The following is a 22998-nucleotide window of genomic DNA, read 5'->3' on the forward strand; positions in this document are numbered from 1 at the left end:
GAGTGGTTTATGAAATATATAACAACAATCGCATTTATATTTTTTGTCACAACGTCGTACGCTCAAACGCAAAATACGAACACAAATGTCCGTGATGGCTCAGTCCGAGAAGACACCGTCGGCACGGGACAGTCATCTACTATTAGAAGTTCAAACAACGGCGCAAGCCCAAAAACAATGAACTCTAATCCGCCAACGAGTAGGATTATGCCAAATGACCCTGCTTATTGTACGGACACAACGGGAAGGCGATTCGTTCAAGGTGACGTCGATTACCGCAACTGTGTAGACTCAATGAATAGAATGAACCGCAATTCTCAAGGCAGATAATTACTTTTGGCAGACGGGACAGTGGTATGTCCCTCTGCCTGCCATAATGGTCTTGATGACCTTCGTGACTTTTCCTCGCTCCAAACACATTTGACAGTGATGCTGATAAAAGACCACCAGGTGTTTAACACCTTCGCCTTTTGAGCCATTGGCGTCTCTGTATCCACCGCTAAAAGTTGTCCCTTTGGTTTCAACAGCTCCGCTAATAACGACATCCATAGCAGCTTTCATCTTTTCAATTTCCTCTGCTTCAATATCACCAGCGAGTCTCGTTGGAAGAATCCCTGCGCGCGCACAGATTTCAGAGGCCATATAATTTCCCACACCAGGGAAGGCCTTTTGATCGAGTAGGAAAGGTTTAATTGGTTTATTAGGGTGAGAGTAAAGGGTAAGGGCGATCTGCTCTTTATCAAAGTCTGGGCTTGAGATGTCGATAGGAAGAGAGTCTTCTTTCTTTTTAAAGTTCTCGTCGTTTAAAACATAAAGATGACCAAAGCGTCTTGGGTCAATATATGTGAGAACTCCGAACTCGGATTTCTTCTTGTCGATAAATTCGATGTGTCCGTGTTTTTCAGAAAGTGGGGCGTGTGACATTTGCCATGAGCCACTCATTCCGAGGTGAGAGAGTATGTGGCCGTGCGGGGCCAGGTCAAAGATGAGCCATTTGGCGTGTCTTCGGATTTTAGTGATCGTGAAGCCTGTGGGGTCGAAGTCCATTTGTTTGACGATTCGTTTCGTCAGGGGGGAGAAAACCGCGGCCTCGATTTTTAGAGGGAGAATGGGGTTGATTTGGTTTTTGATGGTTTCGACTTCGGGTAGTTCGGGCATAAGTTTTTTATCTTATTAAAAATTGTTAATGGAAAATAGGTCGAAAAATCTCATTTCGACCTATTCCGACTAAATTATCAGATCTCTATTATTTGTTCTAGTCTTTATAATAAGTGCCCTCCAGACACCTCAATATCTTGTGCCGTCACCCATCCAAAATCATCAGAAAGTAAATTGACGATGACCTTGCCAAGATCCTCAGGAGTACCAATACGTCCAAATGCAGTTTGCATCGCAAGCGGTTCAAGAAACTCAGGGGGCTTATTCTTAACACCGTCGCCAAAATTTGTATGTGTTGGTCCAAGTGACACTCATTTACTCTAATTTTTCTTGGAGCAAATTCCTTAGCTGAGTATCTTGTCCACAAAAGTATGGAAGGATGGCTTATTTCTCTTTTTAAACCTCTGCTTCAAAAAGGCCTGGATAGCTCAATTAATCGTTGATTGAATTGCTTAAAGCTCTATTCTGAAAAATCATAAATCCGATTGTCTATGTCCTTGAATTAATGACCAAGTGGTCAGTAATTTTGCCTTTTTCTTGACCGATTGGTCAAGAAATGTTAAGATGCATTCATGGGAAGAACAAGAGAATTTAATACAGAAGAAGTACTATCAAAAACCATGAATCTTTTTTGGACGAAAGGGTATCAGGCCACTTCGATGGAAGATTTAATGACCGAGACGAAGCTTAATAAGCAGAGTCTCTATACTGCGTTCGGAGACAAGAGGTCATTGTTTATTAAAGGTTTAGATCTATATATCAAAAATATGCTTGCGGAGACTGAAGTAAGAATCATTAATAAAAAATCTCCATTGAAGGCATTAGCAAATGCACTTTATGAAATTGCTGAGACAGAAAATATTGCTCATCCAAAAGGGTGCTTGGTTTCAAGGACGGCGTCAGAAATTGGAGAGAATGATATAGAGATTTCGAAAATGCTGGAAGACTTTCATAGAAGCACAGAAATCCTAATTGAAAAAGCAATTTTGGAAGCTCAAAAATTAGGAGAAGTTATTGATACGATTTCTGCAGAAGAAATTTCAAAATTATTAATGACAACAATAACAGGTTCACGAGTATTGCAATTAAATGGAGTGACAAAAAAAGAGCTTCGCCACACTTTTAAAGCATTCATTAAATTAATTGAAAGTAAAAATGGGAGAAAAAATGAAATTATCAAATAATACAGTTCTAATCACTGGTGGTACAAGTGGAATTGGTTTTGAATTAGCAAAGCAACTTTTAGAACTTGATAACACGGTGATTATAACCGGAAGAGATCAAGATAAATTAAATAAGACTAAGAGCTTACTACCTAATGTTCATACCATTCAAAGTGATATTAATGACCCTCGCGATATCGCTACTCTGTATGCAGAAGTTGCCAGTAAATTTCCTAGTTTAAATATTCTTGTTAACAATGCAGGTTATTCTAAGATTTTTAATTTAAATAAAAACTCAGAACTAGAGGAACTAACAAGAGAAGTCACAACAAATTTAAATGCTCCTATCTGGCTGACTCAACAATTTTTACCACTGCTAAGTCTGCAAAATGAAGCAGCAATTATCAATGTAACTTCTGCAGTTGGTTTTTTTCCAATTCCAACAACTCCAATTTATTCTGCAACAAAAGCAGGACTTCACTCTTTTACTATCTCTTTGAGAGAGCAGCTCAAATATACACCTATAAAGGTTTTCGAACTCGCTCCACCTGCAACTCAAACTAGCTTACTAGAGACGTTTGATAAGCAAGACACAGATGAGTTGAAACCAATGCCAGTTGAAAAATTGGTAAGTTTTGCAATTAAAGGTTTAAAGAATGACACTTTTGAAATTAGACCTGGTCAATCAAATCAAATTTATTATTTAAGTAAATTTTATCCCAACCTTGTATTGAAATTGATTGGTAAATCTTTAGATAGATTACTTCTAGCGAAATAAAATTGAATTGGAGAGTTTATGAAAGCTGTAATAATAAGCAAATATGGTGATGAGAGCACGATTCAGATCGCGAACTTACCAAAAGTAAAAATAAACTCTAATCAAGTTCTGGTCGAGGTGTATTCGGCCGGATTAAATCCTATTGACGTTAAAATTAGAAAAGGTGAGATGAAACCACTTTTAAATTTTAAATTTCCTTTGGTTTTAGGAACTGATTTTTCAGGAAAAGTCGTCGAAGTAGGATCGCAAGTTAAAAATTTTAAAGTAGGTGATGAGGTTTACGGTAGTTTTAGTACGTCAGCAATGGGGGCATTTGCCGAGTTCGTTGCTGTGTCAGAGGCAGACCTTTCTTTAAAGCCAAAAAACTTAAGTTTTGATGAAGCAGCTTCCATTCCATTAGTTGGCTTAACTGTTTATCAAGCATTAAAAGATTTTGCTAAAATTAAAGCAGGGCAGAAGGTTTTTATTCAGGCCGGGAGTGGTGGGATTGGAACATTTGCCATTCAATTCGCCAAAGCATTTGGAGCGGAAGTTGCCACAACGACTAGTGAGAAGAATGTAGAATGGGTTCAAAAACTTGGTGCCGATCATGTCATTAATTACAATAAAGAAAAGTACAACGAAGTTTTAGCAAACTATGATGTCTTTTTAAATTCAGTTGATGGTGAGCCTATAGAAAAAGGTCTTGATATTTTAAAATCAGGTGGACATCTATTATCAGTTGTCGGGCCACCGGATAGTAAATTTGCCAAACAAGCGAAGCTTAATTTCTTCTTTCAAGTAGTCATGGGGTTAATTGGAAGGAAGATAAATAAATTATCTAAAAATAAAGGTGTCGAGTATAACTTTGTGTTTGTCACACCATCAGGTCATCAACTTAATGAAATTAAAAAAATCATTGAGGATGGAAAAATTAATCCAGTCATTGATAAAGTTTTTCCATTCGATCAGGCCAAAGATGCGATGGCCTATATCGCCCAGGGCAGAACTAAAGGAAAAGTCGTTCTTAAGATTAAATAGGATGTGATGTATGAAATATATCGATGCCCCCAACTTATTTCTCAAGATAAGAGGTGAAACTTTTTCTTATCGTGATTTAGGTCCTCGCAATGCGAGTTCAACGATTGTTCTCTTAAATCACTGGGGTGCTGTATTGGATAATTTTGATCCTCGCATTGTTGATAATCTTTCAACAAAATATCGGGTAATCGCTTTAAATTATCGCGGAATGGGATTTTCAAGCGGAATTGCACCATTAACTGTTAGTGAGATGGCCCTTGATACAATTGATTTTATACATTCGATGGGACTTCAAAAGGTTATTCTCTTTGGTTTTTCTCTCGGCGGATTTGTGGCCCAAGATGTTGCTTTAAAATCACCAGAACTCGTTGGGAAGTTAATACTAACAGGGACTGGTCCTGCAGGTGGAGAAGGAATTGAAAATGTAGGTAAAATTTCATTTCCACTTATCTTAAAAGGGTTATTTACGTTTCGCGATCCAAAACATTATTTATTCTTTACCTCCACAAACAATGGGCAAACCCATGCAAAATCATTTCTCTTAAGACTTAAAGAGCGAAAAACGAATCGTGATCGTGAACCTTCAGTTAGCTCTTTTTTGAGACAGCTGAAAGCTATCAAAGCTTGGGGACTTCAATCTCCTCAAAATATTTCTAGTATAAATGTTCCTGTTTTGATCGCAAATGGGGACAACGATATTATGGTTCCAACTTCAAACAGTAGGCATATGGCAAAAAAAATTCCTAACTCACAACTAGTGATTTATGAAGACGCTGGGCATGGCGGTATTTTTCAATACTATTCTGATTTTAATTCGAAACTAAATACTTTTTTATCCTAAAAAAGTTAACTTATAAAAACGGATCCAATATGGTTTACCAAAGTTTTTTACCTTTAATATTACCTAACGGAACAGTGATTCAAAATCGCATTGCAAAAGCAGCTATGGCCGAAGGGCTTGCAGGCATTGGTCAACTTCCCGACGATAGACTTGTCCATTTAGAAAAAGCCTTTGCAGACGGTGGGGTTGGTCTAATAATAACTGGAAATGTTATGATTGATTCCCGCTCTCTTGGGAGTCCTGGTGATGTTGTTTTACAAAAGGGCACAGAGATTGAGCCTTTTAAAAAATGGGCCAAGGCTGCTCGAAGTAATGGAGCACAAGTTTGGATGCAAATCAATCATCCAGGCAGGCAAACGCTCGCAGTCTTAGGACAAATTGCCTGGGCCCCTTCTGAGGTTGCCCTCGATATGGGAAAGCAGTCTAAGCTTTTTTCTAAGCCAAAATCCATGAGTACAATTCAGATAAAAGATATTATAAAAAAGTTTTCAGAAACGGCACTGGAAGCTGAAAAAGCTGGTTTCACTGGTGTCGAAATTCATGCGGCCCATGGGTATCTCATCAGTCAATTTCTTTCTCCATTAACAAATAAGCGAACTGATGAATGGGGAGGGAGTATTGAAAACCGTGCAAGGTTTTTGATTGAAGTCGTTAAAGCAGTTAGAGCAGCTGTTAGTCCTCGTTTTTGTGTTGCTGTAAAAATAAATTCTGCTGATTTTCAAAGAGGTGGATTTGATTCTACTGATGCAATAGAAGTCATCAAGATGCTAAATAATTTACCAGTGGATTTAGTAGAGCTTTCAGGTGGAAGTTATGAGGTGCCTGCAATGCAAGGTCAAACTAGAGATGGACGAACCTTAGCAAGAGAAGCTTATTTTCTAGAGTTTGCTAAAGACATTTTGAAGATTGCCCAAATGCCTATTATGACCACAGGTGGAATTCGCCGACGAGAAGTTGCAGAGAATGTCTTAAGTGAAGGAGTTTCAATTGTTGGGATTGCATCCTCTCTAGCAATGAATCCAAACTTAATTAAGTCCTGGAGAGAAAGTTCTCCTGAAGATGGGAAATTACCAGTTATAAAATTTAAAGATAAAACACTTGCGGGATTTGCCGGCTTAATCACTATTCAAAGGCAGTTGCATCGACTTGGTGATGGAAAAAAACCTCTAACTAATCCGAGTCCCATTTTCTCTATAATTCGCGATCAAGTTCGCACGAAAATTCTCTCAAATAGATATAAAAAATGGATAAAAGAAATGGCAGGTTAGATGAGAATAAAAATTGGTGTAACTCCAAAGCAGTACTCTAAGTCTTTGGCTACTTAGTATCGCTTGTTTAGGCAAACCACACTTAACCACGCACCACAAGGATAATACTCAGGCCCTTTGTAATTATATTTTTAACGGCTCCGATAAAACATTGAATCATCTCTTCACTGTTTTGGAGCCTATATGCAGTCAAAAAAAATTCTAATAATCTTTACGACCTTTCTCTTTGTGATATTAGTAGTAGCATATAAGTACGACCTTCATGGTAAAGTATCCAATAATCAATCGAGATCACTGGCCTCTGATGAACAGACAACTCCTTATAGCTTTGGTGGCTCGTGCAGTTCACAGGGGTCATGGACGGCCGCTGCTCTTTCGCAAACAACATCTATTAAAAATATTCTTATCTCATTAAAAGACGATCCTAACTGTAAAGGTATAGAGACGGTTGTTAATCAACTCCAAGGTGTGGAATCAAGTTTTAATCAGAATTCGGCAGAGGATTCATCAAGTGTTGCAACTTGGGAGGGGCTGCCAAGTGACATCAATGCACTAAGAGAGCTCGGAAGGTCATCGGGGCATCAAACTAAAGATGTATTGAATATGCTAATGGGCAAGACGTTAGATAATGCCGTTCTATCACGTTATAAAAACATCGCGATTCGCAGTGACCGTGTGGCCAGGACTGGATTAAAGTTTGTCGATCAAGCGCTGACAACTCTTCCGCAATTTGATCGTTGCCTGGTTGAAAGACCAAATCAAGCAGTCGCCTTAGTCGGAGGACTTCTTAAGCTCACATCGGCCTTTGCAAGTTCTGGCGAGAACGTAATTGGAGATGCTGGCAATACCATCGCCAAACTCGCCACTTATATGCGTAATTCAAAATTCACAAGTGTACTTTCTAAGCTTGACCAAACGGAATTATGGATGTCGATGTCATGCTTGTTGGAAACTACGACAGAGGCTTATTGTTCAGCAAGAGATACTTATCAATCATTAAATTATGCAAAAACATCAAAGAAAATTAATATGGATTCTTTAGAGACAAATCCTCTGGAAGGTTATTTTCTTTTGACGAGAGAAGTACCAATTATCTCTTCGTGGCTGCAAAAAGTGCAGTTCGGGGCCACTCCTAAGCTCGAGTCAGACACCATTCCTAAAAATACAACGATCACAAGTTTTGCCGCCTTTCAAACAAAGCAAAACCAACTGCTAGCAAAGTTCGCGCAGTCTGCTCAAGTTATTGCGGAAGAGTCTGATATTGATAAAAAGAAAATTGCCGTTATGGAAATGATTTTAGATTTAAGTGATACAATGTCTGGTTCCAGGGAGAGTGTGAATTTTTATACTAAGGCCAGAACTGGCAGTTTGATTCCGTTTTTTCTTTTGGGAAGATCTACGATACCACCTGAGTGCTTCGGAAAAATGGCCATGACTGCTGAAGATTACTTAAGAGGAAGTGGTGTTCCCAGCCAACCAGAATTTGCAGATCCATCCGCACTTGTTTTAAGAGTTGGTGAGCAGTTAAAATTAATTAATGATGAAGCCGCATTGATTGCCGGACGCTATTATCAAAATAGGGTTATTGTCGACAATCCAAATTTGGTGGATGAATCATTAACTAGTCAAACTATTACTGTTTACCAGAGCATGATAAGAATTTCTAAGTACCTTGGTAAGCTCATTGAAAAATCTAAAAATGAAAGAAGAAATCTCATTCAGATTCCAAGTATGATCGAAACGAAAAAAAGGCTTGATGAAGTCATTGCAAGCTATGCAACAGTTAGGTCTAAAGTTCTAGAGTACGTAGAAATGCAAAAAGAAATCACGAGCTCACAAGATAAAGCTGATTTTCAGACAATGGTCTATGAAGACCAAGAGATTAAAAATGCATCAATTAAGATTATTCAGATGGCATTTGAAAGATTTAATGTTGCTGTTCAGAAAGATACGTTTTTATCGACCAGGCTTTCAACCTATGTTCAAAAAGATTTTGCAATGAGGATTCAAGATTCCCAGAATATTTCTAAAGATCAGCAGAATCTCTTAATAGCCTCAGGATCAAGCCTTATTGACCGCTTGAATACTTCTTACAAGAAGGACCCCAACGCTGTTTATTTGGATTTGAGTACGGCCCAGGTCGTGAATAAGAAAAATATTGATGCAGTAGAGGAGATGTTTACAGAAAGCTTTGCACAGGCCATTTCTGACGTAAAAAAAATCGCTGACAAAGGAAAAACAAAGAAAAATTCTAAGAGTGCGCTCGATTCAGACCCTGCTAAGGCAAAGATTCATATGACTACCTTAAGGAAATTTACCGACCTTATCTATTATGGACTGTTATTCGATATCAATGAAGGCAGAACTTCTACACCTAAGATCTACAAGGCAAAAAAGATAGAGTCGCAAGAGGATGCAAATGAATCTTTTAATACGTTAAGATCGAGGCTCTGTATTCAGGCCCTCGCATTCTCTGACCAAGAAAGGTATAAAACGATCTGCAAAGGCGCCTCGTTGGGGCCAGTTTTAAAAATTGAGGATAGCTATGCAGGGACTGAGGCCGAGATGGCCAGAGAAAATAGAATCCAAACGGCCAACCTGTCAGTTTTCTACGATATAAATGCAATGAGCGTGACCTCTCCGCTCTTTACTCAATATGCAAAAAATGCACAGAGAGATGTTAATATTTGTGCCTTCAGAAACTATCGTCGTGCTAATTATGCTTATTGGATGGTCAAAGAGTTTTCAACAGAGAGAGTACGACTGGATGAAAGAGAATATAAAGATTAAGTCTGTCTGTTAAATAGGGGAAAGGCAAAAAATTAAAAAATTCAACCACAACTTACAACATAAAAAAAATTCAATAATCAACACATCAAAAATGTATCTGATAACCTTTGGACACAACAATAACTCAGGAGATTTTATGAAAGTGTTATCAATCGTTTCTCTCTTAATGGCCTTCTCATTTAATGCCTCAGCGGGATTTGACTTAGGAAAATTAAGTAACTTAGATGGTCTTAGTGGAGTTGGTAGAACTAGTGCGGCCAATAAAGATGAGCAAAATACAATATGCAGTGTTGAGGTGGACGCAAACGACAACTATCTTAAAGTTGTTATGCCTTTATCTCTTTTCGATGAGTTATCTGTAAGTGGAGACTTAATTACTGAGACATCTTCAAATCGTGAAGGCATTGTTCTCAAAACAGATAAGTATGATCCAGGCAAAAGTAATCTTTGTGGTGATTGGAAAAAAGCATCATACGCCCAAGATATTCTACAGGTAACAAATGATGCGGATAAAGGCAAAACAGTTACTCTAAAGAAGATTTTTAAGTGTGGGTTTAGTTCACATGAAGTTTTTATGACATGCAAATTAAGCAAATAGACCTCTCGTGACTATAGTGTTGGAAAGGCCTGGTTTTTTAGCCAGGTCTTTTTTTGGACCGACTCAACCACGATAAACCACATTTTGGGCCACATATATTTTGCTTGTTTCATCAAAAAGAAGAATTAGGCTCTAAACTAATCTCGTGTAGTAGTACATTACAAGGGATGTTTAGATATGAGAAAAGTTGGATCAATTGAAGGAATTTTGAAGTCGTGTCTTAGTATCTTGATATTTTCATTCCTACTTTTGAGTTGTAATAAAAAAATTAAGATGAGCACGAGCACGGACAAACCCAATATTGCCATTTCAGATGTTAAAATAGTCAATCATCAAATTATTGTAACTGGAAAAAATCTCTCAAATATTTCTACTTTCAAAATAAAGGAAGGGACTAATACAATTAGCCTGGCCGTTGAATCAAAACAATCGACAAGATTGGTCGCAAACACCAATTCAAATGTTGTTTTTTCAGCAGGGAAAATAATTGATTTTATTTTTTCGACGGCACAAGCATCATCAGTCTTTTCGGTCAATTTTTCTTTGTGTGATTCTATTCTTGGAGGAAAGGGATTTAATTGTTCAATTACTCCTAATGATAAAGAGGTTCTTTCTTATGATGCGACTTCTGGCAAATGGAAGCCGAGGGGGATTAACGGCATATCATATAAAGGGGCCTGGGATGCTTTAAATGATCCACAACCAACAACTGCAGATGTTGGTGATTATTTCATCGTAAGTGTCGCAAATCCTCCTTACCAAACAGGTGATTGGATTGTTTTTAATGGTACTTCTTTTGATCGAATTGATAATTCACAAATGATTACCAGTGTATTTGGAAGAACCGGTGCAATTGTTTCGACCAAGGGAGACTATGTTTTAAATAAATTGGGAGATGTTGATCTTACAACGACTCCACCAGTTAACGGAAACACGTTAATATATAATGGCACGAACTGGGTTCCTGGAGTTGTCACGAGTGGTGGAGGATCTGTGACTTCGGTCAGTGCTACATCGCCTATTAGTGTCTCTAACGGAACATCGACTCCATCAATTTCAATTTCCCAGTCGACAACATCAACTAGCGGTTATTTATCCTCAACAGACTGGAATACTTTTAATAACAAAGAAGCAGCTATTACTGCCGGAACCACCTCTCAATATTATCGTGGAGATAAGAGCTGGCGTTCTTTGGATACCAATGCAGTTGTAGAAAGTACAAATCTTTATCATACTGGTGCTAGGGTTTTAGGGACGCCGATTACGGCCCCGGTCCTAACTAACTCAGCAATCGCCACAAGTGATACAGTTCAAACTGCGTTTGGAAAACTCCAGGCGCAATTCAACAATATTCTTTCCGTCGTATTAACTGGATTATCAACGGCAACAAATTCAGTAGTAACGACATCTGATACGATTATTGGGGCCTTTGGAAAATTACAAAAACAAATTACAGATTTAACGACAACAGTTACGACTCTTTCAGCATCTGATTCAAATAAATTAAGTAAAAACTCAGCAGACAGTATAACAGCGGTAATTACGGTCAGTGGCGCAGGAGATATTATAGTTCCGACTTCACCTGCAGGGCTAACATCAGCAGTTAATAAGTCTTATGTTGATGCCCAGGTCTCAACTGGGACAAATCAGTGGGTAAGTGATGGGGCCGGAAATATTTATCGTTCCAGTGGAAAGGTTGGTATCGGAACTAGTTCAGCGAGTGGTCCTTTAGATGTTCAAGGAGGAATTGCTTCTTCTGGTGCAGGACTGCCTATTACTCTTATTGGACAAAATGGGGCCGCAGGTGGAGATAATATTGGAGGTAATATTATTCTCACTGCCGGAAACTCTGTCTCTACATCGACAAATAAACTTGGAGGATCTGTTTTAATCACTGGGGGGACTGGTGCCTATTTTAACAGTGCACTTTCATCGCGTGGAGGGCCAGTCACAATCACAGCTGGAACTGGAGGAACATCTGGAAATGGTGGTTTTGCAACTCTTCAAGGCGGTAATTCTGGCGCTACTGCAGGTGCTGGTGGACACGCATACGTAAAGGGTGGCTCAGGTACCACTGGAGCTGGAGGATCTGTTCTACTCAGTGGAGGAACATCGGCTTCTGGAAACGGAGGAGGAGTTAACATTAGTGGTGGAAATGGAACAGGTGGAACTAATATAGGTGGAGTCATTAATTTGCAGGCAGGACAAGATGTAGCCACAACTTATCAACCTATTAATTTGCAACCAAATGGAGGAAGTGTAGGGATTGGAACTTCATCTCCTTCGTATACACTTCATGTGAACGGATCAGTCGCTGGAACGTCTGCATATAATAATTTGTCTGACGTCCGCTTAAAAAAGAATATAGGCCTCATTCCCAACTCTTTGGATAAAGTACTGCAGCTTAACGGAGTCTTTTATCATTGGCGAACAGCTGAGTATCCAGAGAAAAAATTCTCAAATCGCCAGGAAATGGGAGTCATTGCTCAACAGGTAGAGAAGGTCTTTCCAGAAGCGATTTCAACCGATAGGGACGGCGTTAAGTCAGTGGCCTACTCTATGTTAATTGCCCCAATCATAAATTCAATAAAAGAGTTAAATAACAAAATCACTATCGTGAGCACTCAAATATATGATTCGAATGAAAGATTCTCTTTAATTTCTAAAAATAAGGCGAGCAGGAAAGAATTAGAGCTTTTACGTGATTCGAACGCCAGAAACAGAAAAGAAATACTGGCCTTAAGAAAAGAGAATGAAGAGATTAAAGCTCGGTTGATCAGATTGGAAAGTAATAGATAAAATTATCCTCAAGGACATAAAAAAACCAGCAATGTAATGTGCTGGTTTTTTTTAATCTAAGATATCTTAACGTTGCTGTGTATGAATATTTTAGCAAGCGTTTCATTTAATTTAAAGATATTTCTAAAGCAAGTAGAAACCACGAATCACCACAATGAAGTCGTAAGATCTTTGACCGTTGAGGTTAGTGGCGCATTTTCATAAAAATAAGTAAGTACAAAGAAAATGCTTCCAATGAATATGACTGCATCTAAGAGTAAAATTATTTTATAAACAAATCGCATACTAAATTTTAACATGAGAGTTTTTCTCTTATTCATTTTCAAGTGAAGTATCTGGGGTAAAATGTGGTTTAGTTAGTGACCCTACTCTTGTCAAAGAGGGGACTCCTTTTGGGACATATTTTTTTGTCCAGAGTTTTGTGTTATAGAGTGTTGTAAAGCGTGGTCGCTTGTGGTCTTTTTCGATTAATAAAATAATTTATTATAAAATTTTGGATAAAAATTACTCTGCTTTTAATTTTTAAAATAAAAATAGATATATTGATTTTTAAAAAAAGAAGGAGATATTTATGAAATTATTTTTAACTCTAATTGCTACGACACTTATTTCTTTTAATTCTTTTGCTGCGTGCTCTATTGCCATTGGCGGACCTGGTGCCAGGCCAGAAGGACTTAAGATCTTGAATGAAACCCTTAAAAAAACAATGAAAAACCATGACGAGTACGAAATTGACTTTTTTACAGTGGCCAATTTAGCCGACGTACTAGATTCTCAGCCAGACTACATGATTTATCTAAAGCAAAACGAAGAGCACTTTATGGAAGTTCAAATTAGGAACATTCTTACGAATAGTGTAATTCAAACACAAACTTATAATCCTAATGGCAGCTTTTCCGAAGTGTCTAATCTTGTGGCCAGAGATTTTGAAAAAAATGCTTTGAGCAAGCTTAAATACTGTACGAGGTAAGTGAGAGAATGCTTGAAACTCAAGGTTAATAAAGTGGAGTCATGTCATTATTTTGATATGACTCCACTTTTATTTAATATAGGTGCTATTCTGATTTTAATTTTACCGGACGAAATGTACCCCATCTTAGGTCGGCAGTAACATTTATCTCATCACTCTCACTGTCTTTTTCGAAAATGATCCAAGCTGCATATTTATACTTGCCAACTTTTGAAATCCTGTCTTTATAGACGGCTAAAAAAGTCTTAGACTGCGCTTTACACTCAAGGACCTCTAGGTTGGAATAAATAATCGTTTTATCTAGTTCTTCAAGCTGGCCCGTATAGATGTTCATAACATTTTTCTGGAATGTTAATTTGTAGATATCTCCATTAGAGAATCCCAAGAAGTTATCTTTCTCTTTGATTTGATCAAAGATAATGTTGATATCTTTGTTCGTGTTACTTACAGGTTTACAATCAAGTTGAAATTCATAAGAAAATGCGTTTTGTGTAATTGCCATTGATAGTAAGAAAAAGATTAATTTTAGCATAAGGACTCCTAAACAAATTGTGCTAGGATAATAGCAAGCTTTCTTATTCGAGCAAGAGTAGGGGGGCTCGAAGCACCACACTTTACCACACTGCAAGGCCAGATATTAATATGAGCAACGGTAAGTATTTTAGAAAATTTTTAAATGAAGAGCTTAAGAATCGCTGCTTGAGAAATCCATCTTATTCACTTCGCTCGTTTGCAAAAGATTTAGGGTATGACGCCTCTAATTTATGTAAATACTTAAATGGTAGTTCTCAAATATCTGAAAAATTTTATTTAAATATAAAAAAACAACTGCAGTTGTCTCAAGAGACTTTAGAGCAATTTGAGCGTGAAAATACTCTGCTTTATTCAGAGAAGAGTATTTTTTATATAAGTGATGAGAATTTATCAATACTTGGTGGTGAGCAGTGCCTGTTGTTACTTGAGATCTTGCACTTGTCGCATTTTGAAAAGACCACATTGGCAATTTCTAAATATTTGAACCTTCCTGTGCAGATATTAGAAAATACACTTAATTTCCTGGCAGGCCTAAATATCGTTATTTCAGAAGAAGGGCACTGGAGGCACACGGGGCAAATCGTTAAGCTTCAGTTGTTGCCAAAAAGCAATGATGAAGAAGACCTGGCCCGCGCAATGGCGCGGAAAATCACTGGGCAGTTAGTTCAAAGTCTTGACTCTGACCCATCTCAAAGAGTTTTGAATTGGTCTTTGGTTGCAACCGACTCTAAACTTCTGCCTGAGGCCAAGAGAAAATTAGCAAATTACAGAGAAGATATTCTTTCTTTTTTGGAAGGGGCAGAGGATAAAAATACTATATTTTCTTATGTTGTAGGCCTTCACCCTGTGGATTTAAGTCTGGAGAAGGCAGAAGAGTAAAGCTCTTTTTATTTTTGTATCGTTGAAGATTTGGTTTTTAAGTTTTCCTGAATCGTTTCAAAGTCATTTTTTTTCATGATATTTCTGGAAGAAGTATCTACAACTCCTGAGCAATCATTCATTTTTTTACCGTTGTTTGCTTCTCTTAAGCCTTCAATGTAGCCACGATAGTAATTGGCCATGACGTCGCATAAAAGAAGGCACTCAGGCAGTGCCCTGGCCATTGAACCTGAATTAAAGATTTTATTTTTTAAAAAATCAACAGAGAGGGTTTCACATGAGTTATCGCAGGTTTTTTTTATATTTATGAGTATGTCAGCCGTGTTTGTTTTGCTTCTGCAATTGCTTTTTGCTTGATCTTTAATTTTTTCTTCAACTTTTTGGTAAAACTCTTTGAAGTCTTTTGATGCATACTTCGAGTTGGAAAAAATAAAATGTGTGGGGTTGTTTAGGTTATTGTCTGTACAGAAAAATCTATTGCTAGGGCCCTCTTGAACTTTGGCATGGGCGGAAAATAGCATAATGAACAAATGTATGATGTGAAATTTAACGTAGTACATAGAGCTCTGCCTCATATTCCTTTTCGGACTTATTTAATTATAAATGGATTTTTTATATCTCCACCACTTGCAACCACAGTTAACCACACCATTTCCAATCAATGCCTCAATATGCCTTATTGGCAAACCGATTTGACATTTAGACTTTTACGATGAGGTTTATAATGAAGAGGCTCCATTTTTTTGCAATTTTATCTTGCTTTTTATTCATGACAGGCTGTTCGTCTGTAAAACAGTCTGAACGAAATATTGCCAGTAGTGGAATTGTGTCAATAAGTTGTAAATATTCATCGATTAAAAGATATGACAACACGGACTACGAGCCAAAGATTGTTGCCGAAGTTCGTGATACATTTAAAGTGGATAATATAATGGATGCTGGCCCACTAGCGGTCGTATCAAAAGAGATTGTTAATGGTAAGTTGAATATTTATTTTACTAATAAAAATATGATTACTGAGTTCCAAAACAAGGGACGAGAATTGATTTCAACTAAAGCAAAAGACTCTCAACATGAAACTCAGTTATTTCATTCCTATTATGTAAAAGAAAATGGAATCGCATTTGTGGTGACGACGTCTGCGACATGTTATTTTTCAGAGTTAGATTAATTTTCATTAAGAAACCACGCTAGACCACGTTTCCTTCATTTTTTAAAGATTGGCTTCCTTATCATTTGTTTGTGAATATGATCATATTTTAAAAGGTATGTTTGATTGGTCATAGATTAGGGAGGATTTAAAAATGAGAAAGATGATTTTTTTAGCAGCTTTTATTTGGAGTTTTGGCGCTTTTGCAAATTGCACTCCAGGGATTGAAAAGCAATTCAGCGTAGGGGAAAAGGCCGAATTGGTGCTTAAGAGCAGCTATTATGAAGTGACTATTTTAGAAATACCGAGTGAGAGCACAGTGAAGGTTGGATTCAGTGATGGATCATATTCTGTGTATCAAGTCTCTCAAATGAGGAAAATTCTTTCTTCTTTAAAAGGTTTTCAGTCAAATGATAAAGTGGAGTTAATTGAAAATGGATTCCACAATGATGCTGTCATTTTGTATCTTTTAAGCGATGAGACAGCAAAGCTGAGACTGGCAAATGGGAGCATACGAGTAGCGCCAATTTTTTTGCTAAGCCACTTACTACCTTCTCTATAGGGGATTTCAGTAGGAGATAGAGTTAAAATTCTTACACATGGCCATAGCTTTGAAGCAACTGTCTTACAAATTTTTGAAGATGAGAATGTTAGAATTCAATATGCAGATGGGACTGAAGAAGTTTTTGCTATTTCGGATTTGACTAAAATTTAGAGATTATAATTCGTTTAAGGCTAGCCAGCTGTCATAATATATCATGGCTGCTAGACCTTGAGGCTTCCAGAGTTTTTGCTCTAAATGAGAATTTCATCTAAATTTCTTTAGAAAAGTTATGTCCTTTTTTCACTACCCACCCGATTATACTGTGAAAATATCATCGTTTTAGGAAAAGTAATCAAGTCATTGATAGAGTGTTTCTTAAAATTTAATAGAGTGAAGTGTATAAAAGAGAGAAGGGGCTTTGATAAAAAAAGCCCCTGTATCCGGAGCTTTTTTATAAAAACGATTTAGTCGTAAGATTTTTTTGCTTTTTCTTTTTTTCTATCCTGTTTTTCTTTTGTTGTAAGCTTTACTTTATCCTTGTCTTTGGATTTTTCCTTACCTTTGTCCTGTCCTTTGGCCATAACGATCTCCTGGTGGATATTTAGAATTGAAGAAAACAATTGCAACCTCACCAGTTGCAACTTTTAACTTAAGCTAATTAGTAACGGCTTTTTGGAACCATTGGCTTGGCTTCTGAAACGTTCATTGCGCGTCCACCGAACTCTGTTCCGTTTAGTGCGTTGATCGCACGGTCTGCTTCGATTGAAGATGACATTTCAACAAAGGCAAAACCCTTTGAACGATTTGTATCGCGATCGATAATAACTTTTGATGATTGAACAGTTCCAAATTCTGCAAATTTTTCAGAAAGTGCAGCATCATCAATAGAGTAACCTAGGTTACCAACATAAATTTTTTGTGACATAAAGACTCCAATAAGCTTCCTCACTACAATGAGTGATGAAAAATGTTAATTTTGATTTTGAGTTTATGATCAGAGGTGAGTTCTAATTAAAAAACAAATTCTTTAGGAAAATCTGTTTTAATAATTTCAAACGAATGACAAGACTAGATCAGATGTATTCACTCTACGCTTAGTTGAGACTAAAAGCAAGTTTATAAAAAGTAGGCAGGAATTACGGGGAGTTGACTGATCAGGAACCAAATAGGTTCCAGCGTACTTATCTGTTGAGGGAACCATGAAAAGTATTTGACTACCAAGTACATTACGAGTTCTTCTATAAGTAGAAAGTTGCAATGGCATTTAAAAAAAGATGGGAACTATAATAGTTTTTCATAATTATTAAGGTAGGAATGTATTTATGACAATAGTAATAGATCGCATTGATCATATTGTACTCACAGTAAGTGATATTGAAGCAACGATAAAATTTTATGAAAATGTCTTAGGCATGAAGGCTGAAAGCTTTGGAGCTGGTCGACGTGCACTATCTTTTGGCAAATCTAAATTTAATCTCCATCAAAAAGGAAATGAATTTGAGCCAAAAGCAAAATCCCCAACGCCTGGTTCTGTAGACATTTGCTTAATCTCTAGAAGTTCAATTCAAGAGATTGTAGATCATCTTAATACTTGTGGTGTTAAGATTGAAGAAGGACCGATCTCACGAACAGGGGCCCTTGGACCAATTACATCAGTCTATTTTAGAGATTTAGATTTTAATTTGATTGAGGTTTCAGTTTACGATTCTTAAAATTTTATTTGAAGAAATATGTATTAACTATCAAGTAATGAAAAATAAATTAGACCCAAAAACATATAAAGAGCTATGCGCTCAATTGAACAAAGAAGCTTCTCTCGCTAGAGAAGATAGTTATATCGACCCCAAAAATGGTCAGCCTATATCGACTTCATACTACCTTCAACATTTAAGAAAATGTTGCAAAGGTGGGTGCCGCCATTGTCCGTTTGGATTTAAAAAAAGATAGTTTTGGAAGTGTTGTTTATCTTTATAAAATCAAGGCGCTTTATATGAGTTGCTGTATTTCTGCTTTAAAGATAAATATTTCTTTGAGGCCATCACTTTGTTGAGGGCCTTCTGCCACTGGGCAATTTCCTCATCCGGGACATCTTTAGAGGTGACAATATAAAGAGGCGAGCTGATCAACTTTACGTTTGTTCGCAGTAATGAATCCAGAGGCTGATTCATTTTTTTTAACCAGAAGTGGACACCCTGAGGTGTTTCGCCAATACCAAGCTCACAGCGGTCAAGAATGACCCTTAAGTAAATGCTCTCAGGGCTTACGCCAGCATCAATATTGGTAAATCCGTTGGTCTTCAGTAAAGCTGAGACCAACCCAGATTCACGAGCGCAGACAGATTTAGCTTTTTTTGCATCTTCAAGGGAGTTAATTTTTAATGTGCTTCCTTTCTTTTTATAGAAATAAATGGCCTGTTCTCCGAAAGGTCCAATCCATTTGTATCGTGGTTTTCTCTCTGGAGTCATAATCATTGAGAAAAAAAGTGTGCGCTTGGATTTATTGAGAACTTTCATCGCACGAGGACCTGGTAAGACAGTGATTTTGTCTTTTATATTTAAGTCCTTCATTACTAATTCAACGAGCTCTGTTGAAAATCCTTTCAGGACATTATTTTCAATATAGTTATAGGGAGGCCAGTCTTCTGTGATGATAGTGAGCGGAAGGGAAGCCACTGCATTGGAGTGCGAGGTAATCGTGAGCAATACAACTAAGCAAAATTGCCATACAAAACTCATGAGAAAAACCTCTTGCGCAAAGCTATTAAATAATAAAATTTTATACATAGAAAGCTAGAGTTGCAATACGTTGTGAATTACTTAGTATATCCGAGAAGGAAGCTCTGCCCGATGTTGAGATTGTGTCTGTAGAGCATTTTGCTGATATTTCTCAGGTAAAAATGTAGTAGATAGTTGAGATTAATTAACGCATGCATACTTAAAGAAGAGTTCTAAAAGTTCTAAAATAGGTTCACATTATTCATTCATGTACTAAAGGAACTCAAATGTCAGATGACGCTCAAACTTGCCCAAAATGCAACTCGCCATACGGATACCCAGATGGGAACCTGTGGATCTGCCCAGAATGTGCACACGAGTGGACTCTTGCGGCCGAAGAAAAAACTCAAGAGGTTGTAGCAGGCCCTAAATTTTTAGATGCTAACGGTGTCCAGTTACAAAATGGCGACACAGTTAGAACTGTTAAAGATTTAAAAGTGGGTGGCGATACGCTAAAGTCTGGAACGAAAGTAAAAAGCATCCGATTGTTAGATGATCCAATTGATGGGCATGATATTTCATGCAAAGTTGATGGGCACGGATCGATTTATTTAAAATGTTCTGTTGTTAGAAAAGATTCATAAAGAAGGGGCGAGACATCGCCTCTTTTTTTATTCCGCGAGCTGATGGGTATAAATGAGAAATGATTTTTCCCTTACAGTGTTTTCTTTTTTAAATTCTTTATAAAATTTAGTCATCAAACTCTGGATTTCATCACCACGAGCTATGATAATCAGTTCGTTTGTCTGCATTCTTTCAATAAGCTTGTTAAGAATTTTTTTTAGATCACTCACTCTTCCAAAATCATAAATAAAATAGATACATGACTCTGGGAGATTAAAATCTTCCAAGAGGATATCATCTTCGATTAATCTGTAATTTTTAAGTTCCAGTGCTTCATAAACTCTTTGGGCCTCTTTGATTCTTTTGGAGACAAGTTCGTACCCAATAAATGAGACGTCTGGAAAATAGAAGGCAGACACAATTCCTACTCTTCCGTATGCGCAGCCAAGATCAGTCACTGTTTTAATCTTTTTGTGTTCAATCTTTTCAAAAAGAGAAGCGACTTCACCATAAGGAGTCAGTAGGTGATGGGGGTCTAAACCAATCCAGCTTTCACGATTGATTTTATAAGGACGTTTCGACTCATCAGAACTCTCTAGAGCATAATGTTGAAAATGCTTTTTGAGTTTACTTTCAATTTTGAGTGTATTGAAACCCAGGAGCCTGTCGAGCTCCTGAGAATGTTTTCTTGCATCCATATTGGATGGTAAAAGAAAATTGTCGCGAGTGAGCGTCGCCTTAACGCTCGTCGCTTTGGTCACTACCACTTTTTAGAAAATGATGTTGTTCTAGGAGCTAATTCTTTTGCAACAGAAACAACAATACTTCTTCCATCGAGCTCACTTCCATTGAGATGAGAGATTGCTCTTTGAGCTTCAGATTCAGTTTCCATATTAATGAAAGCGAAACCTCTGCTTCTGTTAGTCATATTGTCGATAATAACTTTCACTTCCTGGACATTGCCAAAATCAGAAAATGCGTTAATCAGGTTATCTGATGTCGTTGAGAAATTGAGGTTACCCACAAATAATTTTTTTGTCATAAAGACTCCAATTTAATGGCCGCAATAGTACGGCGTTTTGAATTAATTAAAGTTGGATTTTAGAAGAACAAGGCGGGGTCTAATAATAACGAACGATATTTAACAAACAAACCATAGCCCTCTTTTGGATAATAAGACAGGCTTTTTAATTATATCTTTGATTTTGTGTATAGATTCAGTGCTTTGAATTCATTTTAAAATTGTTCCAAATATGGCCGTTGTCACAAAACATGAGCATTCTTGATGGAATCTGGGTGGTGTTCTGTATGGATAGGGCTTACTATTTTTTTATATTAAGAAAAACTCATGGAAGTGTTTGTGAAAAAGAATTTTGTAAACAATGATGAAGCAGGCTTCTCATTAGTTGAAGTCCTTATTGCTGCTGGTATTGTCGGCGTTGTTGCACTTGCGACGACAAAGGTTATTTACAATTTACAGTCAGCATCTGTCGTATCTGAATCTAAAATTGAAGAACTTGAAATTAGAAGAGTCATCACTACAACTCTTGCTTCTAAAGAAGCATGTACATATTCCATTGGTGGCAGGAAAATCGGTGACGCTATTACCGTTATCAAAAATAACGTTGGCGGAGTGCTGTTTGAATCGGGAAAAACTTATGGAAACAATACTGTTTTGATCGAAGGGATCAGGACGGTGGATAAAAACGAAGTAAGCTCAGACGGAACAAAAATTATCGATCTTGTCGTTAAGATGAGAAAAATTAAGAAACTTGCCAAGCAAGAACAGGGAAGAGAGGTGAGTATTCCTCTAAGGATTTCTTCTCCTTCTGGAACCAGCGATATCATCACTGACTGTTTTTCAAATACAGAAAGTTTAATTGCTGAAGCGGTCAAGTACTCTTGTCTTTCTGGTGGCGGTAACTGGAACCCAAACACTAAGACCTGTGCTTTCCCGCAGTACTTATTAAAGGCCGGAGACTCAATGCTTGGGCATTTGGGAGGGACGACGGCGAATTTTACAGGCGAGGTGACAGCACAAACGGTTACTTCTCCTACAGTTAATGGAACTAATGTTGTTGTTGCCACTTCATTAACGTCTTCAGGAGGAAACTCTTCAGGATTTAATCAAATGTCGGCCTCAACTTTTGTGACGCCGTCAGACCGTCGTTTAAAAACAGATATAAAGGAAATGAAAGATGTTCTTACTAAAGTTAAGGACATCAATATTTACTCTTTTAAATATAAAAAAGCGGATGAAACACATTTTGGTGTCGTGGCCCAAGATGTTCAAAAAATTTACCCAGAATTGGTAGTGACCGGGGATGATGGGTTTCTTTCAGTTAAATACACAGAGTTTATCCCTGTTTTAATAAAAGGGATGCAGGAGCAGCAGGCGAAGATTAAGGAGCTTGAAGCTGAGATAAAAAGGATTCAGATCAGGTAATGGCCATTAAAAACCTTCTCTTTATTTTTTTGTTACTCTCTTTTTCTGCTTTTTCTCAGGATGAGTGTGATGTTACGATTCCTCTGAATTGGTGCACGCCGGCCCCTTGTAAGTTTCGTTATGCTCAGGTTGTAACTCAACCTTTAGTGATTGAAAAACTTCCAAAACCTTTTTCTTTAACGTCTTCATGCTCCCCAAATTTTGTTATTAACAAATTGCCGGTCAATAGTACGGCCGATATCGCTCTTTCGTCTGCGGGATCGGCGACAAGTTTTATTACAAGCGTTTCACCGGTAAAAATGATGGGAGTCGGCGCACCGGTTGCAAGTATCAGCTATACAAAATGGCATATAGGGATTCCTCCTAACTGTATGTATACCAGTGCTGATGATGGCGCTAAAGAAATCCCGGAAGGATGGCCTTTAACGACTTACTCAACAAACCGGCCTCTTCCGCCGGCTGCGAGCTGTAGTAGCGTTCGAAAAAATTCTATTTGCGGTGGAGCTCAACCGCGTTCAGGTCTTTTTGATGTGACTCCTGGAAACTATATCTATTGCCAGAATGGTTGTACGGGTCCGAACTCGAGGTATTTTACCTCCGGTCAAAGTGGTCTCTACTACTCACAAGATACTGCTTATGACTGCAATAGCGTTGCTCAAAACAGAGTTTGCACTAATGGATATTTAGATGGAAATGCGACGTACAATACTTGCGCCAAAAGA

At 37.6% G+C, this 22998-nt stretch carries 24 protein-coding genes and 1 pseudogene; 17 read left to right on the forward strand and 8 right to left on the reverse strand.

What is annotated here, in order from left to right:
* Positions 1–9: 9 nt before the first annotated feature.
* Positions 10–330, forward strand: coding sequence for a hypothetical protein (locus AC6JA8_RS06155; protein ID WP_497976259.1), 321 nt, complete (start codon positions 10–12; stop codon positions 328–330).
* On the opposite strand, the gene AC6JA8_RS06160 is transcribed toward AC6JA8_RS06155, so the two are convergent.
* Together AC6JA8_RS06160 and AC6JA8_RS06165 are read right to left on the reverse strand one after the other, a co-directional pair.
* Positions 331–1158, reverse strand: a complete 828-nt coding sequence (locus AC6JA8_RS06160; protein ID WP_497976260.1) for an Fpg/Nei family DNA glycosylase — start codon at positions 1156–1158, stop codon at positions 331–333. It lies immediately after the preceding gene.
* Between the two features lie 104 nt (positions 1159–1262).
* Positions 1263–1522, reverse strand: a pseudogene (locus AC6JA8_RS06165) (SDR family oxidoreductase); the annotation flags it as partial.
* A 208-nt stretch (positions 1523–1730) separates the two neighbouring features.
* On the opposite strand from AC6JA8_RS06165, the gene AC6JA8_RS06170 reads away from it, so the two are divergent.
* From AC6JA8_RS06170 to AC6JA8_RS06210, 9 genes are all read left to right on the forward strand, one after another.
* Positions 1731–2342, forward strand: coding sequence for a TetR/AcrR family transcriptional regulator (locus AC6JA8_RS06170; RefSeq protein WP_497976261.1), 612 nt, complete (start codon positions 1731–1733; stop codon positions 2340–2342).
* Positions 2326–3099: an SDR family oxidoreductase gene (locus AC6JA8_RS06175; RefSeq protein WP_497976262.1), complete on the forward strand. Its 774-nt coding sequence runs from the start codon at positions 2326–2328 to the stop codon at positions 3097–3099. The genes AC6JA8_RS06170 and AC6JA8_RS06175 overlap by 17 nt, the downstream gene beginning before the upstream one ends.
* An 18-nt stretch (positions 3100–3117) precedes the next feature.
* Entirely contained in the window at positions 3118–4119 is a 1002-nt protein-coding gene (locus AC6JA8_RS06180) for an NADP-dependent oxidoreductase (protein ID WP_497976263.1), read from the forward strand.
* A gap of 10 nt (positions 4120–4129) precedes the next feature.
* On the forward strand, positions 4130–4960 hold the full coding sequence (locus tag AC6JA8_RS06185) for an alpha/beta fold hydrolase (RefSeq protein WP_497976264.1): 831 nt from the start codon (positions 4130–4132) through the stop codon (positions 4958–4960).
* 29 nt (positions 4961–4989) lie between these two features.
* Positions 4990–6228, forward strand: a complete 1239-nt coding sequence (locus tag AC6JA8_RS06190) for an NADH:flavin oxidoreductase/NADH oxidase family protein (RefSeq protein ID WP_497976265.1) — start codon at positions 4990–4992, stop codon at positions 6226–6228.
* Positions 6229–6411: 183 nt separating this feature from the next.
* The gene (locus AC6JA8_RS06195) at positions 6412–9018 is read left to right on the forward strand and encodes a hypothetical protein (protein WP_497976266.1); all 2607 of its coding nucleotides are present in this window, start codon (positions 6412–6414) and stop codon (positions 9016–9018) included.
* A gap of 136 nt (positions 9019–9154) precedes the next feature.
* The gene (locus AC6JA8_RS06200) at positions 9155–9616 is read left to right on the forward strand and encodes a hypothetical protein (protein WP_497976267.1); all 462 of its coding nucleotides are present in this window, start codon (positions 9155–9157) and stop codon (positions 9614–9616) included.
* 273 nt (positions 9617–9889) lie between these two features.
* Complete coding sequence (locus AC6JA8_RS06205; protein WP_497976268.1) at positions 9890–12415, forward strand: tail fiber domain-containing protein; 2526 nt, start codon at positions 9890–9892, stop codon at positions 12413–12415.
* Between the two features lie 571 nt (positions 12416–12986).
* Positions 12987–13385 carry a hypothetical protein gene (locus tag AC6JA8_RS06210; protein WP_497976269.1) on the forward strand — a complete coding sequence of 133 codons (399 nt, stop codon included), beginning with the start codon at positions 12987–12989 and terminating at the stop codon, positions 13383–13385.
* Between the two features lie 85 nt (positions 13386–13470).
* On the opposite strand, the gene AC6JA8_RS06215 is transcribed toward AC6JA8_RS06210, so the two are convergent.
* Positions 13471–13917 carry a hypothetical protein gene (locus AC6JA8_RS06215; RefSeq protein WP_497976270.1) on the reverse strand — a complete coding sequence of 149 codons (447 nt, stop codon included), beginning with the start codon at positions 13915–13917 and terminating at the stop codon, positions 13471–13473.
* A 110-nt stretch (positions 13918–14027) separates the two neighbouring features.
* On the opposite strand from AC6JA8_RS06215, the gene AC6JA8_RS06220 reads away from it, so the two are divergent.
* Positions 14028–14798: a DUF4423 domain-containing protein gene (locus AC6JA8_RS06220; RefSeq protein ID WP_497976271.1), complete on the forward strand. Its 771-nt coding sequence runs from the start codon at positions 14028–14030 to the stop codon at positions 14796–14798.
* Between the two features lie 8 nt (positions 14799–14806).
* Here AC6JA8_RS06220 and AC6JA8_RS06225 read toward each other — a convergent pair whose 3' ends face one another.
* Positions 14807–15022, reverse strand: coding sequence for a hypothetical protein (locus AC6JA8_RS06225; RefSeq protein WP_497976272.1), 216 nt, complete (start codon positions 15020–15022; stop codon positions 14807–14809).
* A 602-nt stretch (positions 15023–15624) separates the two neighbouring features.
* Between AC6JA8_RS06225 and AC6JA8_RS06230 the strand changes: the two genes are divergently transcribed.
* The gene (locus AC6JA8_RS06230) at positions 15625–15969 is read left to right on the forward strand and encodes a hypothetical protein (protein ID WP_497976273.1); all 345 of its coding nucleotides are present in this window, start codon (positions 15625–15627) and stop codon (positions 15967–15969) included.
* 133 nt (positions 15970–16102) lie between these two features.
* On the forward strand, positions 16103–16510 hold the full coding sequence (locus AC6JA8_RS06235) for a tudor domain-containing protein (protein WP_497976274.1): 408 nt from the start codon (positions 16103–16105) through the stop codon (positions 16508–16510).
* Positions 16511–17150: 640 nt separating this feature from the next.
* Here the strand turns inward: AC6JA8_RS06235 and rbp are convergent.
* The gene (rbp, locus tag AC6JA8_RS06240) at positions 17151–17417 is read right to left on the reverse strand and encodes an RNA-binding regulator (protein ID WP_497976275.1); all 267 of its coding nucleotides are present in this window, start codon (positions 17415–17417) and stop codon (positions 17151–17153) included.
* A gap of 397 nt (positions 17418–17814) precedes the next feature.
* Between rbp and AC6JA8_RS06245 the strand changes: the two genes are divergently transcribed.
* Positions 17815–18204 carry a VOC family protein gene (locus tag AC6JA8_RS06245; RefSeq protein ID WP_497976276.1) on the forward strand — a complete coding sequence of 130 codons (390 nt, stop codon included), beginning with the start codon at positions 17815–17817 and terminating at the stop codon, positions 18202–18204.
* Positions 18205–18241: 37 nt separating this feature from the next.
* The gene (locus tag AC6JA8_RS06250) at positions 18242–18439 is read left to right on the forward strand and encodes a DUF5522 domain-containing protein (RefSeq protein ID WP_497976277.1); all 198 of its coding nucleotides are present in this window, start codon (positions 18242–18244) and stop codon (positions 18437–18439) included.
* 29 nt (positions 18440–18468) lie between these two features.
* Here AC6JA8_RS06250 and AC6JA8_RS06255 read toward each other — a convergent pair whose 3' ends face one another.
* Positions 18469–19227, reverse strand: coding sequence for a substrate-binding periplasmic protein (locus tag AC6JA8_RS06255; RefSeq protein WP_497976278.1), 759 nt, complete (start codon positions 19225–19227; stop codon positions 18469–18471).
* A 266-nt stretch (positions 19228–19493) separates the two neighbouring features.
* On the opposite strand from AC6JA8_RS06255, the gene AC6JA8_RS06260 reads away from it, so the two are divergent.
* Positions 19494–19850 (forward strand): zinc ribbon domain-containing protein YjdM, encoded by a 357-nt coding sequence (locus tag AC6JA8_RS06260; protein WP_497976279.1) that lies wholly within the window; start codon positions 19494–19496, stop codon positions 19848–19850.
* Positions 19851–19877: 27 nt separating this feature from the next.
* On the opposite strand, the gene AC6JA8_RS06265 is transcribed toward AC6JA8_RS06260, so the two are convergent.
* Entirely contained in the window at positions 19878–20591 is a 714-nt protein-coding gene (locus AC6JA8_RS06265; RefSeq protein WP_497976280.1) for a methyltransferase domain-containing protein, read from the reverse strand.
* Complete coding sequence (locus AC6JA8_RS06270; protein ID WP_491634548.1) at positions 20591–20872, reverse strand: RNA recognition motif domain-containing protein; 282 nt, start codon at positions 20870–20872, stop codon at positions 20591–20593. Before AC6JA8_RS06270 ends, AC6JA8_RS06265 begins: the two co-directional genes overlap by 1 nt.
* 318 nt (positions 20873–21190) lie before the next feature.
* Here AC6JA8_RS06270 and AC6JA8_RS06275 point away from each other — a divergent pair, with 318 nt between their 5' ends.
* A complete protein-coding gene (locus AC6JA8_RS06275) occupies positions 21191–22276 on the forward strand; it encodes a tail fiber domain-containing protein (protein WP_497976281.1) in 1086 nt (361 codons plus the stop codon).
* Positions 22277–22998 lie beyond the last annotated feature (722 nt).

It is taken from the genome of Bacteriovorax sp. HI3 (genome assembly GCF_059738875.1).

Bases quoted from the DNA above. Each gene is read 5' to 3' on its own strand.
- AC6JA8_RS06160 (WP_497976260.1), bottom strand. From the start codon at position 1,158: ATGCCCGAACTACCCGAAGTCGAAACCATCAAAAACCAAATCAACCCC.
- AC6JA8_RS06200 (WP_497976267.1), top strand. From the start codon at position 9,155: ATGAAAGTGTTATCAATCGTTTCTCTCTTAATGGCCTTCTCATTTAAT.
- AC6JA8_RS06225 (WP_497976272.1), bottom strand. From the start codon at position 15,022: ATGGCCAGGGCACTGCCTGAGTGCCTTCTTTTATGCGACGTCATGGCC.
- AC6JA8_RS06250 (WP_497976277.1), top strand. From the start codon at position 18,242: ATGAAAAATAAATTAGACCCAAAAACATATAAAGAGCTATGCGCTCAA.
- rbp (WP_497976275.1), bottom strand. From the start codon at position 17,417: ATGTCACAAAAAATTTATGTTGGTAACCTAGGTTACTCTATTGATGAT.
- AC6JA8_RS06205 (WP_497976268.1), top strand. From the start codon at position 9,890: ATGAGCACGAGCACGGACAAACCCAATATTGCCATTTCAGATGTTAAA.
- AC6JA8_RS06215 (WP_497976270.1), bottom strand. From the start codon at position 13,917: ATGCTAAAATTAATCTTTTTCTTACTATCAATGGCAATTACACAAAAC.
- AC6JA8_RS06195 (WP_497976266.1), top strand. From the start codon at position 6,412: ATGCAGTCAAAAAAAATTCTAATAATCTTTACGACCTTTCTCTTTGTG.
- AC6JA8_RS06235 (WP_497976274.1), top strand. From the start codon at position 16,103: ATGAGAAAGATGATTTTTTTAGCAGCTTTTATTTGGAGTTTTGGCGCT.
- AC6JA8_RS06255 (WP_497976278.1), bottom strand. From the start codon at position 19,227: ATGAGTTTTGTATGGCAATTTTGCTTAGTTGTATTGCTCACGATTACC.
- AC6JA8_RS06210 (WP_497976269.1), top strand. From the start codon at position 12,987: ATGAAATTATTTTTAACTCTAATTGCTACGACACTTATTTCTTTTAAT.
- AC6JA8_RS06220 (WP_497976271.1), top strand. From the start codon at position 14,028: ATGAGCAACGGTAAGTATTTTAGAAAATTTTTAAATGAAGAGCTTAAG.
- AC6JA8_RS06245 (WP_497976276.1), top strand. From the start codon at position 17,815: ATGACAATAGTAATAGATCGCATTGATCATATTGTACTCACAGTAAGT.
- AC6JA8_RS06190 (WP_497976265.1), top strand. From the start codon at position 4,990: ATGGTTTACCAAAGTTTTTTACCTTTAATATTACCTAACGGAACAGTG.
- AC6JA8_RS06170 (WP_497976261.1), top strand. From the start codon at position 1,731: ATGGGAAGAACAAGAGAATTTAATACAGAAGAAGTACTATCAAAAACC.
- AC6JA8_RS06260 (WP_497976279.1), top strand. From the start codon at position 19,494: ATGTCAGATGACGCTCAAACTTGCCCAAAATGCAACTCGCCATACGGA.
- AC6JA8_RS06270 (WP_491634548.1), bottom strand. From the start codon at position 20,872: ATGACAAAAAAATTATTTGTGGGTAACCTCAATTTCTCAACGACATCA.
- AC6JA8_RS06185 (WP_497976264.1), top strand. From the start codon at position 4,130: ATGAAATATATCGATGCCCCCAACTTATTTCTCAAGATAAGAGGTGAA.
- AC6JA8_RS06180 (WP_497976263.1), top strand. From the start codon at position 3,118: ATGAAAGCTGTAATAATAAGCAAATATGGTGATGAGAGCACGATTCAG.
- AC6JA8_RS06175 (WP_497976262.1), top strand. From the start codon at position 2,326: ATGAAATTATCAAATAATACAGTTCTAATCACTGGTGGTACAAGTGGA.
- AC6JA8_RS06155 (WP_497976259.1), top strand. From the start codon at position 10: ATGAAATATATAACAACAATCGCATTTATATTTTTTGTCACAACGTCG.